The organism is Aeromonas sp. FDAARGOS 1417 (assembly GCF_019046985.1).
Lineage (GTDB): Bacteria > Pseudomonadota > Gammaproteobacteria > Enterobacterales > Aeromonadaceae > Aeromonas > Aeromonas veronii.
Window position 1 is genome coordinate 536,834 of the sequence record NZ_CP077221.1, and the last position, 15,660, is coordinate 552,493.

At 60.7% G+C, this 15,660-nt stretch carries 11 protein-coding genes; 9 read left to right on the forward strand and 2 right to left on the reverse strand.

Features of this window, described 5'->3' with window-relative positions; translation table 11 throughout:
• Nucleotides 1-19 precede the first annotated feature (19 nt).
• The 8 genes from ygfM (at nt 20) to xdhC (ending at nt 12,411) form a co-directional block, all read left to right on the forward strand.
• On the forward strand, nt 20-796 hold the full coding sequence (gene ygfM / locus I6L47_RS02380; RefSeq protein ID WP_216948570.1) for a molybdopterin-dependent oxidoreductase FAD-binding subunit: 777 nt from the start codon (nt 20-22) through the stop codon (nt 794-796).
• On the forward strand, nt 793-3,690 hold the full coding sequence (locus I6L47_RS02385; protein ID WP_216948571.1) for a molybdopterin-dependent oxidoreductase Mo/Fe-S-binding subunit: 2,898 nt from the start codon (nt 793-795) through the stop codon (nt 3,688-3,690). Before ygfM ends, I6L47_RS02385 begins: the two co-directional genes overlap by 4 nt.
• A 95-nt stretch (nt 3,691-3,785) precedes the next feature.
• Nucleotides 3,786-5,309 carry a nucleobase:cation symporter-2 family protein gene (locus I6L47_RS02390; protein ID WP_040069821.1) on the forward strand — a complete coding sequence of 508 codons (1,524 nt, stop codon included), beginning with the start codon at nt 3,786-3,788 and terminating at the stop codon, nt 5,307-5,309.
• A gap of 52 nt (nt 5,310-5,361) precedes the next feature.
• Complete coding sequence (gene guaD / locus I6L47_RS02395; protein WP_005336781.1) at nt 5,362-6,678, forward strand: guanine deaminase; 1,317 nt, start codon at nt 5,362-5,364, stop codon at nt 6,676-6,678.
• Nucleotides 6,679-7,075: 397 nt separating this feature from the next.
• On the forward strand, nt 7,076-8,377 hold the full coding sequence (locus I6L47_RS02400; RefSeq protein ID WP_254204850.1) for an NCS2 family permease: 1,302 nt from the start codon (nt 7,076-7,078) through the stop codon (nt 8,375-8,377).
• Between the two features lie 362 nt (nt 8,378-8,739).
• Nucleotides 8,740-11,058 carry a xanthine dehydrogenase molybdenum-binding subunit XdhA gene (xdhA, locus tag I6L47_RS02405; RefSeq protein WP_216948572.1) on the forward strand — a complete coding sequence of 773 codons (2,319 nt, stop codon included), beginning with the start codon at nt 8,740-8,742 and terminating at the stop codon, nt 11,056-11,058.
• Complete coding sequence (gene xdhB / locus I6L47_RS02410) at nt 11,051-11,929, forward strand: xanthine dehydrogenase FAD-binding subunit XdhB (RefSeq protein WP_216948573.1); 879 nt, start codon at nt 11,051-11,053, stop codon at nt 11,927-11,929. Before xdhA ends, xdhB begins: the two co-directional genes overlap by 8 nt.
• Entirely contained in the window at nt 11,926-12,411 is a 486-nt protein-coding gene (gene xdhC, locus I6L47_RS02415) for a xanthine dehydrogenase iron sulfur-binding subunit XdhC (RefSeq protein WP_216948574.1), read from the forward strand. Before xdhB ends, xdhC begins: the two co-directional genes overlap by 4 nt.
• Nucleotides 12,412-12,515: 104 nt before the next feature.
• Here xdhC and I6L47_RS02420 read toward each other — a convergent pair whose 3' ends face one another.
• A complete protein-coding gene (locus tag I6L47_RS02420) occupies nt 12,516-13,055 on the reverse strand; it encodes a glycine zipper 2TM domain-containing protein (protein WP_254204802.1) in 540 nt (179 codons plus the stop codon).
• 501 nt (nt 13,056-13,556) lie between these two features.
• On the opposite strand from I6L47_RS02420, the gene I6L47_RS02425 reads away from it, so the two are divergent.
• Nucleotides 13,557-13,745: a hypothetical protein gene (locus I6L47_RS02425; protein WP_005345660.1), complete on the forward strand. Its 189-nt coding sequence runs from the start codon at nt 13,557-13,559 to the stop codon at nt 13,743-13,745.
• A gap of 62 nt (nt 13,746-13,807) precedes the next feature.
• On the opposite strand, the gene I6L47_RS02430 is transcribed toward I6L47_RS02425, so the two are convergent.
• On the reverse strand, nt 13,808-15,334 hold the full coding sequence (locus I6L47_RS02430; protein WP_201910884.1) for a YfcC family protein: 1,527 nt from the start codon (nt 15,332-15,334) through the stop codon (nt 13,808-13,810).
• Between the last annotated feature and the right edge of the window lie 326 nt (nt 15,335-15,660).

The window sequence follows — 15,660 nt, forward strand, 5'->3', positions numbered from 1 at the left end:
GCAAGAGTAAGGACGACACATGATTGAGCAATTCTTCCGACCCGAGCAACTGGGTCAGGCTTTGGAACTCAAGGCCAGTTTCGGCAACGACGCCGTCTACATGGGGGGCGGCAGCAAGCTTAACGCCGCTCCGACTCGCACCGACAAGAAGGTCGCTATCTCACTGGACAAGCTGGGACTGAACCAGATAGAGCAACAGCATGGCCAGCTCCATATCGGCGCCACCGTCACCCTGCAGACCCTGAAAGATGATCCCCGTACCCCGGCCGCCCTGTGCGACGCGTTGGGGTTTGTCTACTCCCGCCATCTGCGCAATCAGGCCACCCTCGGCGGCGAACTTGCCTGCCAACAGCAGGATTCCCCCTTGCTGCCGGTGCTGCTGGTACTCGAAGCGGTGGTGGTGCTGGAGAACAACCTGCTGCAACCCATCGACGCCTATCTGGCGGGGCAGCGCAATGCCCTGGTGCTGGGGATTGTGCTGCCGGAGCCTGAACTGCGCTGCGCCACTCGCCGCATCAGCCGCAACGCCGATGGCTTGGCGGTAATGACCGCCGCCGTGGCCCTTGACAGCATTGGCGAGATGCGGGTGGCCGTCGCTGGCGTCACCCCGCAGCCGATGCGCCTGCGTGATCTGGAGCGCCGCGAACTGCACGATGCCGCGCTGGAGGCCGCCGTAAGCGAGCTGATTGCGCCCCGTGAAGATCTGGCGGGCAGCATAAGTTACAAGCGGTATATCACCGGCGTATTGGTGGCGGATCTGCTGGTGGATTGCCAGCAGCAGGAGGTGCAAGCATGATGGAACTCAACTTTACCCTGAACGGTGCCCTGCGCACCGTCATCTGCAAGGCCGGTGACAATGCCCAGCGGGTGCTGTTCAACCAATGCCGGATGCACTCGGTGCGCAACAGTGACGACGGCTTCGGTTTTGCCGGCTCCGACGCCATTCTCTTCAATGGCAAGGTGATCAACGCCTCCCTGCTGATCGCCGCCCAGCTGGATGGAGCAGACGTGCGCACCGCCGAGTCGCTGGGCAGCTGGAACCAGCTCAGTCTGGTACAGCAGGCAATGGTGGATGTGGGCGTGGTGCAGTCCGGCTACAACGATCCGGCCGCCGCGCTCATCGTCACCGACCTGCTTGATCGCCACCCCGAGCCTACCCGTGATCAAATCGACGATGCCCTCTCGGGCCTGTTTCACCGCGATGGCGGTTATCAGCAGTTTTATCAGGCCATCGAGCTTGCCTGTTCACGGATGAAGGATCCCGATTACCTGTGCCAGATCGCCCCCGAGTTTCGCGACGATTTGCGCCATATCGGCAAGAGCTGTCCAAAAGTGGACGCCGCCAAGATGGTGCAGGCCAAGCCCTGCTACGTGGAGGATCGAGTTACTGAAGATGCGCTGATCATCAAGATGCTGCGCAGTCCCCATCCCCATGCGGTGATCACCAAACTCGATGTGAGCCGCGCGCAAGCGCTGCCGGGCGTCGTGCATGTCATCACCCACCTCAACTGCCCGGATGTGTTTTACACCCCGGGTGGTCAGAGTGCGCCCGAGCCGTCACCGCTCGATCGCCGCATGTTCAGCCGCAAGGTGCGCCACGTAGGTGACAGGGTCGCCGCCGTGGTGGCCGAGAGCGAAGCGGTCGCGCTGGCGGCGCTGAAACTCATCGAGGTCGAGTATCAGGTGTTGCCTGCGGTCATGAATATCGATGAGGCGATGGCCCCCAATGCCCCGCTGGTCCACGACGAACCCATCATCTACATGGCCGGTGCGCCTGCGGATCTCGAGCAGCAGAACGCCTGCTCGGTACGCCGTGGCGACGAGCACATGATCATCAACTTCCCCATCGGCTCTCGCCCGCACGAGAACCTGGCCGCCAGCGTCCATGGCCAGATCGGTGATGTGGCAAAAGGCTTTGCCGAGGCGGACGAGATCGTCGAACGGACATACGAATCGACCCAGGCCCAGCAGTGCCCGACCGAACCGCACATCTGCTTTACCTACATGGATGGCGATCGTCTGGTTATTCACGCCTCCACCCAGGTGCCGTGGCACGTGCGCCGTCAGGTCGCGCGCATTGTGGGCCTCAAGCAGCATCAGGTGCATGTGATCAAGGAGCGGGTAGGGGGCGGCTTTGGCTCCAAGCAGGATATCCTGCTGGAAGAGGTGTGCGCCTGGGCGACCAAGGTCACCGGCCGTCCCGTCACCTTCCGCTATACCCGTGAAGAGGAGTTCATCAGCAACACCTCCCGCCACGTGGCCAAGGTAAAGGTGAAAGTGGGGGCTAAAAAAGATGGCACCATCACCGCCATCGACATGGATTTTCGCGCCAACACCGGCCCTTACGGCAACCACTCATTGACGGTGCCGAGCAACGGCCCGGCGCTCTCCCTGCCGCTCTATCCGTGCGACAACGTGCGCTTTACCGTCAACACCTACTACAGCAACATCTGTCCGACCGGGGCCTATCAGGGTTACGGCGCGCCCAAGGGCAACTTTGCCCTGACCATGGCCATTGCCGAGCTGGCCGAGAAACTGGGCATCGATCAGCTCGACATGGTGGAGCACAACCGAGTGCACGAAGGGGACATCCTCAAGGTGCTGGGTGCCATCGGCGAGGGCAAGATGCCTACCTCTGTGCCCCATGCGGCCAGCTGTGCCCTCGAACCCATCCTCAAACAGGGTCGCGAACTGATTGCCTGGGATAGCCCCAAACCCGCCGACGGGGATTGGCGCATCGGCCGTGGCGTCGCCATCATCATGCAAAAATCGGGGATCCCGGATATCGATCAGGCCAACTGCATGGTCAAGCTGGAATCGGACGGCACCTTTATCGTCCACTCCGGTGGCGCCGATATCGGCACCGGCCTCGATACCGTGGTGGCCAAGCTGACCGCCGAGGTGCTCGGTTGCCCGCTCAGCGATGTGCATGTGATCTCTGGTGACACCGACCATGCCCTGTTCGACAAGGGGGCTTACGCCTCGTCCGGTACCTGCTTCTCCGGCAATGCGGCCAAGATGGCGGCCGAGAACCTCAAGGCGAAGATCCTGTTCCACGGCGCCGCCATGCTGGGTGAGCCGGTGGAGGATGTGGAGCTTGTTCATCCGGGCATAGTGCGCGGCAAGCAGGGGGAGGTGAGCCTCGCCAAGCTGGCCCACAAGGCGGAGACAGGTACCGGCTTCGGCATTCTGGTGGGCACCGCCAGCTATATCACCTCGGAACTCGCCTTCCCGTATGGCGCCAACTTCGCCGAGGTGGCGGTCAACGTCAGAACCGGCGAGATCCGTCTCGACAAGTTCTACGCCCTGCTCGACTGCGGTACCCCCATCAACCCGGAGCTGGCCCTCGGCCAGATCTACGGGGCGACCATGCGGGCCATCGGCCACACCATGACCGAAGAGATCTGCTACGACAGCAAGGGCATCCCGCTCACCCGGGATCTGAAGAGCTATGGTGCGCCCAAGATTGGCGACATTCCCCGCGACTTCCGGGCCTTCCTGGTACCGAGTGATGACAAGGTTGGCCCCTACGGCGCCAAGTCCATCTCGGAGATCGGGGTGAACGGCGCGGCACCGGCCATTGCCACCGCCATCCACGACGCCTGCGGTGTCTGGCTGCGCAAGTGGCACTTCACGCCGGAGCAGATCCTGCGCGAACTGGGCAAGCTGGAGCAAAAAGTGTCGGCATAACAAAAGAAAAGGTGAGGGGCGGGCGCCAGCTCGCCCCCAGCGCCTGACGGCGGAATGAGTACTCCGCCTACATTCTGTGTGATGGGACAAACACGATGTCTAAAACAACACGCAAGCACTCGGATCTCATTTACGAGCTGGAAGACAAACCCCCGTTTTATCAAACCCTGATGGGCGCAGTGACCCATCTGCTGGCCATTTTTGTCCCCATGGTGACCCCGGCGCTGATCGTCGGTGGCGCCCTGGGCCTATCCACCGAGATCACCGCCTATCTGGTCTCCATGGCGATGATCGCCTCCGGTATCGGCACCTGGTTGCAGGTGAACCGTTATGGCCCCATCGGTTCGGGGCTGCTCTCCATCCAGTCGGTCAACTTCTCCTTCGTGACCGTGATGATCGCGCTCGGCGGCGCCATGAAAAAAGATGGCATCCACGAGGAGCTGATCGTCTCGACCCTGCTCGGGGTCTCCTTTGTTGGTGCCTTTCTGGTGATGGGCTCCTCCTTCGTGCTGCCCTACCTCAAGCGGGTGATCACTCCGACCGTGAGTGGGGTAGTGGTTTTGATGATTGGTCTTAGCCTTATCAAGGTAGGGATCATCGACTTTGGCGGCGGTTTCTCCGCCATGAGCAGCGGCACCTTTGGCAAATACGAGCACATCGGGCTGGGGCTGCTGGTGCTCTGCGTCATCGTCGCCTTCAACTGCAGCCGAAGTCCGCTGCTGCGGATGAGCGGCATTGCCATCGGCCTGATGGTGGGCTATGCGGTGGCCCTGATGCTCGGCATGGTGGATTTCTCCGCCCTTGAGAACCTGCCGCTTATTACGGTACCGATCCCGTTCAAGTACGGTTTCTCCTTCGACTTTCACGCCTTTATGCTGGCGGGCACCATCTATCTGTTGAGCGTGCTGGAGGCGGTGGGGGACATCACCGCCACCGCCATGGTTTCCCACCGGGATATTCAGGGCCCCGAGTTTCAAAAGCGGCTCTCCGGCGGCGTACTGGCGGACGGTCTGGTATCGGTGATCGCCTCGGCCCTCGGCTCTTTGCCACTCACCACCTTTGCCCAGAACAACGGGGTGATCCAGATGACCGGGGTGGCCTCGCGCCATGTGGGCAAGTTTATCGCCGTCATCTTGGTGCTGCTGGGGCTCTTCCCCGTAGTAGGGCGCTTCTTTACCACCATACCGTCACCTGTGATGGGGGGCGCCATGGTCATCATGTTCTCCATGATCGCCATCGCCGGTGGTCGCATCATCATCAGCCACGGTTTCGATCGGCGGGAGACCCTGATCGTCGCCACCTCGCTGGGTCTTGGGCTCGGGGTCTCCTATGACCCGAACGTCTTCAAGGTGCTGCCGGCGGGTATCTACATGCTGGTGGAGAATCCCATCTGCGCCGGCGGCATCACCGCCATCATCATGAATCTGGTGCTGCCGCAAAGCCGCAAACGCAAGGCGGCCGTCAGGGATGCCGAGGCGGTGGAGGTGATCCAGCTGAGCGACAAGCCGGATGTGATCTTTACCGCCCGCAGTGCAGGCCAGCCATCGGCCAGCAAGGGGGAGGGTTCACCAGAGCCAGTGCCCGGGCAGGCGGTGGCGCCACAAGTGGAACGGATCTGACGGTTAAACCGGCAAAAAACGTCAACAGAACAAGAAAAACAGGGAAACGGTTATGAAAAACGACAACTCTGTCAAAGCGGTACGCGGCAGCTTCTTCGACATCACCCGGGTGGTGGATCAGCCCGAGGAGATTGAGTCCAACGCCCGTCTTATCGAGGATGGTCTGCTGATCATTCGCAACGGCTGCATCGACTGGTTCGGTGAGTGGGAGGAGGGGAAGGATCGCATTCCGGCCGAGGTGCGGGTGCGCGATTATCGCGGCAAGATGATAGTGCCTGGCTTTGTCGACACCCACATTCACTATCCCCAGAGCGAGATGGTGGGGGCCTATGGCGAGCAACTGCTGGAGTGGCTCAACCGCCACACCTTCCCGGCCGAGCGGCGTTACAACGATCTCGAGTATGCCCGCGAGATGTCCACCTTCTTTATCAAGCAGCTGCTGCGCAACGGCACCACCACGGCGCTGGTGTTCGGCACCGTTCACCCCGAGTCGGTGGATGCGCTGTTCGAGGCGGCCAGCCGCATCAATATGCGGATGATCGCGGGCAAAGTGATGATGGATCGCAATGCCCCCGATTATCTGCTCGATACCGCCGAGAGCAGCTATGTGCAGAGCAAGCAGCTTATCGAGCGCTGGCACGGCAATGGTCGACTGCTCTATGCCATCACACCACGATTTGCACCCACTTCGACACCCGAGCAGCTGGCGATGGCGCGGCGACTGCGCGAAGAGTTTCCCACCACCTATCTGCACACCCATCTGTGCGAGAACAAGGACGAGATCGCCTGGGTCAAATCCCTCTTCCCGGCGCACAAGGGTTATCTCGATGTCTATCACCAGCATGGGCTCACCGGCCACAACTGCGTCTTTGCCCACTGCGTCCATCTGGAAGAGCAGGAGTGGGATTGCCTGAAGGAGACCGGCTCCACCATCGCCTTCTGCCCCACATCGAATCTTTATCTGGGCAGCGGCCTGTTCAAGCTGCACAAGGCGTGGCGCAAGCAGGTGAAGGTGGGGATGGGCACCGACATCGGCGCCGGCACCACCTTCAACATGCTGCAGACCCTCAACGAGGCCTACAAGGTGATGCAACTGCAGGGCGAGCGGCTCTCCGCCTATCAGGCCTTCTATCTGGCGACCCTGGGCGGCGCCCATTCGCTGGGGCTGGATGAGAAGATCGGCAGCTTTGCGGTGGGCAAGGAGGCGGACTTCGTGGTGCTCGACCCGGTCGCCACCCCGCTGCAGCAGCTGCGTTATGACAACTCCACCACCCTGCGGGACAAGCTCTTTGTGTTGCTGACCCTGGGGGATGACAGATCCATCTACCGCACCTATGTGGATGGCCAACTGGTGCATGAACGGGGGTAGGGGCTGGAGTGGGCTGACGCGGCGCAGCCCCAACGAATACGGCGGCTGGCGTGCCCCACAGGGGCGCCAGTCTTGCCGCACCACAGGGGATCTCCCCGCATAGAACGTGAAATGGCCCGGTTTTTTTGACCAGCAAGGCAAACGTTTGAGTCAAGGCTGCCTGCCCTGGTCTGTCTGTCGCATCTTCTGCCACCATCGCCTGTTTTTCACCAGACAGGCGCTCGGCAGACCCGCAGATCCTGTCGCCATTTCGTCATGGAACATTCAGGCGCGTGTGAAGGAGTTGGGTATGACCCAAGCAAACAGCAGGACAAACAGCGTGGAACAGCTGGCCAATGATGACGCCAGCCAGAGCGCACGAAAGCAACAGCCGCTCACGGCTCTTGATCGCTACTTTATGATCAGCGAGCGGGGCAGCAACGTCAGACAGGAAATTCTGGCGGGCCTCACCACCTTCCTTGCCATGGTCTACTCGGTGATCGTGGTGCCAAGTATGCTCGGCAAGGCGGGCTTTCCTCCCGGCGCCGTGTTTGTCGCCACCTGTCTGGTGGCGGGGTTCGGTTCGCTCTTGATGGGGCTCTGGGCCAAGTTGCCGATGGCCATCGGCTGCGCTATTTCCCTCACGGCGTTTACTGCCTTCAGTCTGGTGCTGGGGCAGCAGATCCCCATTCCGGTGGCGTTGGGCGCCGTCTTCCTGATGGGGGTGCTGTTTACCGCCATCTCGGTGACCGGGGTGCGTAGCTGGATCCTCGACAACCTGCCGATGGGGATTGCCCACGGTACCGGCATCGGGATCGGTCTCTTTCTGCTGCTTATCGCTGCCAACGGGGTGGGGCTGGTGATCAAGAACCCGCTCGAGGGGTTGCCGGTGGCGCTGGGGGCCTTCACCTCGATGCCGGTCATCATGTCCCTGATCGGCCTTGCGGTGATCTTCGGGCTGGAGAAGCTGAGAGTACCGGGGGGGATCCTGCTGGTGATCATCGCCATCTCCATCTTCGGCCTGATTTTCGATCCGGCGGTGAAGTATCAGGGGCTGTTCGCCCTGCCTAGCCTCTCGGACGATCAGGGCAAGTCCCTCATCTTCAGTCTGGATATCATGGGGGCGCTCTCGCCGCTGGTGTTGCCCAGCGTGCTGGCGCTGGTGATGACGGCGGTATTTGATGCCACCGGCACCATCCGGGCGGTCGCGGGGCAGGCCAACCTGCTCGATAAAGATGGTCACATCATCAACAGCGGCAAGGCGCTCAGTGCCGACTCGGTCAGCAGCATCTTCTCCAGTCTGGTGGGGGCTGCCCCGGCTGCCGTCTATATCGAATCGGCAGCAGGCACGGCGGCGGGGGGCAAAACCGGCCTGACCGCGACTGTGGTCGGCGGCCTGTTCCTGCTGATGCTGTTCCTCTCGCCGCTCTCCTATCTGGTGCCGGCCTATGCCACCGCACCGGCCCTGATGTACGTGGGGCTCTTGATGCTGAGCAACGTCACCAAGCTCGATTTCGATGACTTTGTCGGGGCCATGTCCGGGCTGGTATGCGCCGTCTTTATCGTACTCACCTGCAATATCGTCACCGGCATCATGCTCGGCTTCAGCTCGCTGGTGATCGGCCGCATCTGCTCCAAGGAGTGGCACAAGCTCAACGTCGGCACCGTGGTCATCGCCCTGGCGCTGGTGCTCTTTTATGCTGGGGGGTGGGCTATTTAGGGATAACCCGCCCGTTTGGGGTCGCTCTGGCGGCCCCATTTTTATGCCTGTTATTTTTAGCCCGCCCACGCAGGCATCACGCCTTGGTCTTCTCCGTAGTTGGGGCGCATCGCGATACCATTTTGATAAATCCCCCTACCAGATTGATAGGCTCCCACCCTTGCTCTCCTCGCTCTGCCGCTTTTTTCACCGCTGATGTGCCCCGTTTGCTCAGGGGCTGCCCCTGGCTTGTCGCTAAAGCGGGCTAGATGGGATCCCCTTCACACTTCTCCCCATTCTTCTGACGATGGCGGGAAACAGGCGCATATCTTGCTGTTTTTTATGCCGGTTCCAGATTTTTCCATTCGAAAAAGGACTTGCATATGTCCATAGGATTACCGCTCAAGCGGGTGGATGCCGAGGCCAAGGTGACCGGCAGCGCCCGCTATACCGATGACAACATCATGCTCGGGATGCGCCACGCCAAGTATGTGCGCAGCAATATCGCCCACGGCAAGGTGCTTGCCATCGATGCGACCGAGGCGCTGGCCCTGCACGGGGTCGAAGCCGTGTTTACCCATGAGGATGTGCCCACCACCTGTTTTCGCACCGCCGGTCACGCCTGGTCTCTCGATGAGGCCAAACGGGATGTGAAAGACCGCCGTCTGCTCACCGACCATGTACGCCACTTTGGCGATGGGGTCGCCATAGTCGTGGCCCGTGATCCGCTGGTGGCCGAGAAGGCTGCCGCGCTGGTCAAGGTGACTTACGAACCGCTGCCGGTGATGACGGATGCCGAAAGTGCGCTGGCCGAGGGGGCCTATCCCATCCACCCGAGCGGCAATCTGCTGCGCCAAAGCCAGCTTCGCGCCAATGACCCGGAGCAGGTCATTGCGGCGGCCGATCTGCAGTTTCAGGGGCACTACCGGACGCCGGTGGTGCAGCACTGCCATCTGGAGACGGTGACCTGCTACGCCTACATGGATCAACCGGACCACATCATCGTCGTCAGCAGCACCCAGATCCCCCAGATAGTGCGCAGCCGGGTCGCCAAATCTCTCGGCCTGCCCTGGTCGAGCGTGCGGGTGATCAAGCCCTATATGGGCGGCGGCTTTGGCAACAAGCAGGATGTGCTGGAAGAGCCGATGGCCGCGTTTCTGAGCTACAAGCTTGGCGGTGTGCCGGTCAAGGTGACCCTGAGCCGGGAGGAGTGCTTTTTTGCCTCCCGCACCCGCCACGGCTTTGCCATCGATGGCAAGATAGGCCTCAACCGCGATGGCACCCTCAAGGGCTATCAGCTCGACGTGCTCTCCAACACCGGCGGCTATGCCTCTCACGGCCACTCCATCGCCAGCGCCGGGGGCAACAAGATCAGCTACCTCTATCCGCGCAGCGCCTTCGGTTATGACGCCAAAACCTTCTACAGCAACCTGCCTACCGCCGGTGCCATGCGCGGTTACGGCGCGCCGCAGGCGATTTTTGCCCTCGAGTGCATGCTGGACGATGCCTGCGCTGAACTCGGGTTAGACCCGCTCGATGTGCGGATCGCCAACGTGGCGCGGGAAGGGGATGTCAATCAGGTCAACCAGAAGACCATCTACAGCGCCGGGTTGCCGGACTGCCTGCTGCGTGGCCGTGAGATGTTCGAGTGGGATCGGCTCAAGGCCGAATGCTTGGCACAGGATCCTGCCAGCCGGGTGCGGCGCGGCATTGGGGTGGCCTGTTTCAGTTACGGCTCCAACACCTATCCGGTGGGGGTCGAAATTGCTGGCGCACGCATGCTGCTCAATCAGGATGGCACCGTCAATCTGCAGATCGGCGCCACCGAGATAGGGCAGGGATCGGATACCGTCTTTGCCCAGATGGCAGCCCAGACGTTGGGCATTCCGTTTGAGCAGATCCGGGTCATTTCGACTCAGGATACCGACATCACCGCCTACGATCCGGGTTCTTTCGCCTCGCGCCAGAGCTATGTGGCGGCTCCAGCAATCCATCAGGCGGCGCTGCAGCTGCGGGCCCGCATTTTGTCGCTGGCGGCCCAACTCTGCCATCAGGATGTAGGATCGCTGACCCTGATCGACGGCTACGTGGTGCTGGCCGGTGCGCCGGAGAAGGTGTTGATCAGCGTCGCCGAGGTGTCGGTCAACGCCTACTACCACCTCACCATCGGCGGTCAGATCACCTCCGAGGTCTCCCACAAGACCACCACCAACCCGCCCAGTTTCGGCTGTACCTTTGTCGATCTCAGCGTTGATATCGATCTCTGCAAGGTGACCATCAATCGCATCATCAACCTGCACGATGCGGGCAAGATCCTCAATCCACAGCTGGCGGAGGGGCAGGTGCACGGCGGCATGGGGATGGGGATCGGCTGGTCCCTGTTCGAGGAGATGATCATCGACGCCAAAACCGGCGTGGTGCGCAACCCCAACCTGCTCGACTACAAGTTCCCTACCATGCTGGATTTGCCCGAACTTGAATGCGACTTCGTGCAGACCTACGAGCCCCAGTCGGTCTATGGCCACAAATCCCTGGGGGAACCGCCCATTATCTCGCCGGGCCCGGCCATCCGTAACGCCATTCGCATGGCGACCGGGGTGGCCATCAACGAGCTGCCCATCACCCCCAAAACCCTGTTCCGGGAGTTTGTCGCGGCGGGTTTGATTGGCGAGGGATCAGGGGAGGAGCAACACCATGTTTGATATTGCCCGTTACTACAAGGCGCACAGCGTGGCCGAGGCGGTCGCCCTGCGTCAGGCTGATCCCGAGGCGCGTCTCTTGGCCGGTGGCACCGATGTGATGATCCAGCTGCATCACCTCAACGCCGCCTATCGCCATATCGTTGATATTCACGACTTGCCCGAACTCAAAGGGGTGTGCGAGTTGCCTGATGGGTCGATCCGCATCGGCTCCGGCACCACCTTTACCGAGCTCATCGAAAACGAGCTGGTGCAGCGCCGCCTGCCAATGCTGGCCGAAGCCTCTGCCACCATCGCCGGCCCGCAGATCCGCAACGTCGCCACCTATGGCGGCAACATCTGCAACGGCGCCACCAGTGCCGACTCGGCGGCGCCTACTGTCGCGCTGGAAGCAGAGCTGGAAATCGCCGGGCCCAATGGTACGCGCCGCATCCCCATCGCCGGTTTTCACACCGGCCCCGGCAAGGTTGCGCTGCAACCGGCGGAGATCCTGGTGGCGTTTCACTTTGCCCTGGACTCGCACCCCCATGTGGGCTCCCACTACTTCAAATACGCCATGCGCGATGCCATGGATATCGCCACCATCGGCTGCGCCGCCTACTGCCAGATTGAGGATGGGCACTTCAAGAGTTTGCGGCTGGCCTACGGGGTTGCGGCCCCGACCCCGGTGCGCACGCCTCACGCGGAAGCGGCGGCCGAAGGGCAACCCCTGACTCGCGCCACACTGGCAGCGATTGCCGAGGCGGTGGTGGCCGATGTGGCGCCGCGATCCTCCTGGCGGGCAGAGAAGGAGTTTCGCCTGCACCTTATCAAAACCCTGGCGCAGCGGGTGGTCGCCTGCGCAGTCGAACGTGCCGGAGGCAAGATCCTATGATGCAACCGCAAAGCTGTCCCGCCGTGGAGATCCAGTGCGAGATCAACGGCAAGCCTTACTCCTATGCAGTGCCGCCCACCATGTCGCTGCTCCACTTCCTGCGCGGGCAGGGGCTTATCAGTGTGAAAGAGGGGTGCAGTGTCGGTGAGTGCGGCGCCTGTACCGTGCGGGTGAATGGTACGGCTATCGACAGCTGCCTCTATCTGGCGGTGTGGGCCGATGGCAAATCCATTCGTACCGTGGAGGGGGAACGCAAAGGCAATGAGCTCTCCGACGTGCAGCAGGCCTTTATCGACGAGGGGGCGGTGCAGTGCGGTTTTTGCACCCCGGGCCTCGTGATGGCGAGTGCGGCCTTGCTCGACAAGACCGAACGCCGTCCGCTGACTGAGACGGAGATCCGCCGCGGCCTTTCAGGTAACCTCTGTCGCTGTACCGGGTATCAGAACGTGGTGCGGGCGGTGAAGAAGTGCTGCAAGGGTTGAGCCGCCGTTTGCCCCTGAGGTGACGAAAGCCGCGTAACAAGCGATAAACCAAAGGCCCGTCTCGCAAGAGGCGGGCCTTCACTCTTTGTCAGTAACCGAGGTGATTACCCTTTTTGCGGTTCGATCACCAATTTGCCATCCTTGACCGGAATGGTGGCACCGGGGGCTTGCTTCATGCGGATCACCCCCTCCTGACCTGCGAGGCGATAGGTCACGTCATAACCTATGGTGTTGACGCTAGTATCCTGCACGGTTTTGCAGCGCTGTTCGGTGGTGGTGTAGGTATCCCCCGCCTGCATATTGCCCTGCACCTGATTGCCGGCATAGCCACCCGCGACCGCCCCGGCTGCGGTGGCCACCTTCTTGCCGCTGCCGCCGCCAAACTGGTGGCCAACCACGCCACCCAGCGCCGCGCCAACCACTGTGCCGAGGATCTTGTGCTCATCCTGTACCGGCTTGCGGTGGGTCACGGTGACGTTGCGACACTCCTGTCGGGGAGTCTTGATGGTCTCGGTGATCGGCTTGCTGGCGATCACCTCGGCAAAGGTGGGTTGGGGTGTAAAGAGGGAGCCGCTGGCCGCCGCCGAGAGTGCCAGGGCCGAGGCGATGCCAATACCGATACCTGTCATCATGGTTCTGTTCATTTTATGGTTCTCCTGCATACCCATACGGGCTGTTCCAATCTGGCGCCATCTTGTCATAACCGGTTGGCCGGACAAGGCGAGGGGGATGGGCTTGCGACAGGCACTGGCAAGGTCAAAAAATAGCCACCATGAAAAAGTGTCTGGCTTTGGCGACAACGGACTAAAAGTGACCAGTTTCCGACGCATGGCGGGCTTTGCTTTTGTGATAAGGGGCAATTCGAGTCGCAATTTGCAAGGCGGGCGGTGAGCAGAATGCCAGAGTGGCAAAGTGCTGACGGGGACAGGTCAAGGGAGGTCTTGAACAAGGGCTCTGTTCGTTGAGATGGCCACGCAAGTGGTTGAGAAATGGCTCCAGCCCCATCGGATGTTGGCCGATAAGAGATCACGGCAAGCATTTTGCTTTGATTGGGTGAAGCAGAGGGTGAACGGGTCGGCAGACAACGGCGTAAGACCTGAAATGAAGATGTTCACCCGAGATCACCGGATCAACGAGGGGGAGATATGTCAATGTTACCCAGCTGGATCACCCCGGCCATCCAGGCCAACATCATCACGGTGCAGCAGGCCGAACGTCTGCTCTCATCCCTCTACCGACCTCTGGCCGAGCAGGGAGAGGAGCTTCCCGCCGATATCGCCGACATCAGCCTTAAACTCTACTGCTTCCGCCAGCAGGGGCGGGTACGCCACTAAGGCTGACAAAAGAACACCCCGCGCCAGGCACGGGGTGTTGTCACTCATGTATCACAGGCCCATCAGGCCAACATCACTTGCGCCACCAGCATCAGGGCGCCAAATCCCAGCACAAAGCCCACCATGGGCAGCACGAACTTGACCCACTTGTTGAACTGGATGCCGAGCATCTGCAAAGTGACCAGCACCAGTCCGGTGGGGGCCAGGAACAGCATGGCGTATTGCCCCCAGTTGTAGGCCGACACCACGATATAGCGAGGGATCATCACGGTATCCGCCAGCGGCGCCATGATGGGCATGGAGAGCACCGCGAGCCCCGAGGATGAGGGCACCACCAGCCCCAAGAGGGTGAACACCAGCATCTGCGCCACCGCGAATACGGCGCCATGCATGCCGGAGACCAGATCGGAGGCGTAGGCCAGAATAGTGTCCGAGATCATCCCCTGATCCAGTACCAGATTGACCCCCCGCGCCAGCCCGATGATGAGGGAGACGGCCACCAGCTCCGACGCCCCCTGAGTAAAGGCCTCGACCGCCTCTTTCTCTTTGAGACCCGAGATAAAAATGATGATGATGGCGATGGTCAGGAAGGAGGCCGCCATCTGCGGAAACCACCAACCGGCCATGGAGACGCCCCACACCATCAGCGGGAAGGCGAGGATAAACAGGGTCAGAATGATCTTGCGGCGCAGGGTGAAGGGCACCCCTTCGTCCATAGAGCCCTCTTTGAGAAAACGGGCGCGAAAACTCTCTCTGTCCTCATAGGTGTAGGAGAAGGCCGGGTTGGCCTTGATCTTCTTGCAGTACCAGTAGAGATAACCGATCACCACCAGGGTACCCACCAGACAGCCAATGGCGCGAAAGATCAGCCCCTCGGTAAAGGGAATGCCGGCGGCATTGGAGGCGATTACCACCGAGAAGGGATTGATGGTGGAGAAGGTGGTGCCCATGGAGGCGGCGAGGAAGATGGCCCCTACGCAGACGATGGAGTCATAGCCGAGCGCCAGAAAGATGGGCACCAGTATGGGGTAGAAGGCGACCGCCTCTTCCTCCAGTCCGCAGGTGGTGCCTCCCAGCGCCATTACGAAGCAGACCAGCGCCACAAACAGGAACTCGTTGCCCCGGGTCTTGCGCGACAACGCCACCAGCCCTGCACTGAAGGCACCTGTCTTGTTGATGACGCCGATCAGCCCCCCGAGCACCAGAATAAAGACGATGATATCCGCCCCCTCTATGGTGCCCTTGACCATGCTGACTGCCACGTCACCGAGCCCCTTGGGCGCTTGCTCCAGCCGTGCATAGGTGCCGGGAATGGCGATGGGCTTGCGGATGGTGCCGTTGGTAAATTGCTCTACCGCAATATTGATATTGAGTTTTGCCAGGGCATCCTGGGTTGCGGGAAGTCGGCTTATTTCCCCCTGTGGGCTATTGACCATCAGGCTTTCACTGGCCGGATTATAAGAGAGTTTGGCATAGGCGCCCGCCGGAATTATCCAGGTCAGCGCAATGGCCAGCAACATAATAAGAAACAGAATGGTAAATGCAGTAGGGAATTGTCTGCGTGGTGTGGTATTCGGCACGGCACACATAAAATGCTCCTTGATAAAGCAGGTTTGGGCTCGGCGGAATATCGGGTCGATAGGGTTTCTGCGTCATACATCCAAGGTACGCAAATTCACTGTGTATTGCGTAGTGATTGGCGAGAAATCTGGCCTGATATTGAACATCCGGTGGATTGTTTCACGTTGTAACCGTAACCCGTGTGCGGCTGGATGAACATGGTGCCATGCTCGCTTTATGGGATGGCTCACAAAATTTATTTTCCATGGATTTAACAGCTGATATGAAATAAAAGTTATTATGCAATAACTATTTCAGTTTTCGATTAACGTGAGTTGCCTTAAATAAATGCCAT

What these genes read in the sequence shown, in the direction of transcription:
- ygfM (WP_216948570.1), top strand. Translation starts at nt 20, where the DNA reads ATGATTGAGCAATTCTTCCGACCCGAGCAACTGGGTCAGGCTTTGGAA.
- I6L47_RS02385 (WP_216948571.1), top strand. Translation starts at nt 793, where the DNA reads ATGATGGAACTCAACTTTACCCTGAACGGTGCCCTGCGCACCGTCATC.
- I6L47_RS02390 (WP_040069821.1), top strand. Translation starts at nt 3,786, where the DNA reads ATGTCTAAAACAACACGCAAGCACTCGGATCTCATTTACGAGCTGGAA.
- guaD (WP_005336781.1), top strand. Translation starts at nt 5,362, where the DNA reads ATGAAAAACGACAACTCTGTCAAAGCGGTACGCGGCAGCTTCTTCGAC.
- I6L47_RS02400 (WP_254204850.1), top strand. Translation starts at nt 7,076, where the DNA reads ATGATCAGCGAGCGGGGCAGCAACGTCAGACAGGAAATTCTGGCGGGC.
- xdhA (WP_216948572.1), top strand. Translation starts at nt 8,740, where the DNA reads ATGTCCATAGGATTACCGCTCAAGCGGGTGGATGCCGAGGCCAAGGTG.
- xdhB (WP_216948573.1), top strand. Translation starts at nt 11,051, where the DNA reads ATGTTTGATATTGCCCGTTACTACAAGGCGCACAGCGTGGCCGAGGCG.
- xdhC (WP_216948574.1), top strand. Translation starts at nt 11,926, where the DNA reads ATGATGCAACCGCAAAGCTGTCCCGCCGTGGAGATCCAGTGCGAGATC.
- I6L47_RS02420 (WP_254204802.1), bottom strand. Translation starts at nt 13,055, where the DNA reads ATGAACAGAACCATGATGACAGGTATCGGTATTGGCATCGCCTCGGCC.
- I6L47_RS02425 (WP_005345660.1), top strand. Translation starts at nt 13,557, where the DNA reads ATGTCAATGTTACCCAGCTGGATCACCCCGGCCATCCAGGCCAACATC.
- I6L47_RS02430 (WP_201910884.1), bottom strand. Translation starts at nt 15,334, where the DNA reads ATGTGTGCCGTGCCGAATACCACACCACGCAGACAATTCCCTACTGCA.